Here is a 764-nt window from a genome sequence, read left to right on the forward strand (position 1 = left end):
CGCGTTCAAGCATTCTAGTTTCAAAGTCCATAATAGTATCCCTCCATTCTGGATCAGCATTCAGTGATTCAATGCGTTTTTGCGCTTTATCAAAAAGCTTGTCACCATGTACTGGCTAATTTTAAATCCAACTCTATAAACCATTTGTTATAATAAACGTTGACGTTTGTGCCTTCCAATATCAGATCTCGCATTGGGAGGTGAACACATGCTAGATTTGTTTCATTTTTTATTAGGCTCTATCTTAGCGCCACTTTTAGTGAACGTAGTTTCTTATGTCTTAGAGAGACTATTTGACAAGCGGCTAGGCAATGGTCATAGCAAAAGGCGTAAAAATTATAGATTGGGCTCTAAAAGACATCACAAGCGTCACTAGCCTCAGCCAATACATTTAGTTTTAATGCTATAAAATTTGGTGAAACAAAAAATCGTTACTCATTTGTCCGATTAGAGTAGCGATTTTTTTGTGTCTTAATTCTCGCACATGCAAGTTGTTTCATCTTTATATGAACATGTTAGCATATTTTTTTATATTTTTCTATATTCATGGTTTGTTTGCAGTATTTACGTTTAAATTAATGTATTGGCTCAAAAAAGATGCCGCTTATGCGACATCTTGGAAAATATTGTTGTTACAACTTAGCTCTGTTTCAGAAATTCTTCTAACTGCTTATCAGAGAATACGTTGCCATACTTTTGCTTTAATTGCTGCAGGATTTGTTGGCTAGTGCAGCCAACATCTTTCAAAGAAGCGACTAAGGTAA

The 764-nt window shown here is 35.2% G+C and carries 1 protein-coding gene; it reads left to right on the forward strand.

From position 1 onward, the window contains the following. Nucleotides 1-208: 208 nt before the first annotated feature. Nucleotides 209-376 (forward strand): hypothetical protein, encoded by a 168-nt coding sequence (locus CP352_RS11220; RefSeq protein WP_005729191.1) that lies wholly within the window; start codon nt 209-211, stop codon nt 374-376. The last annotated feature ends 388 nt before the right edge of the window (nt 377-764 follow it).

Source organism: Lactobacillus sp. UMNPBX1 (assembly GCF_002554085.1).
GTDB classification, from domain to species: Bacteria; Bacillota; Bacilli; order Lactobacillales; family Lactobacillaceae; genus Lactobacillus; species Lactobacillus crispatus.

Coding starts and splice junctions, on each gene's coding strand:
- CP352_RS11220 (WP_005729191.1), top strand. CDS start 209: ATGCTAGATTTGTTTCATTTTTTATTAGGCTCTATCTTAGCGCCACTT.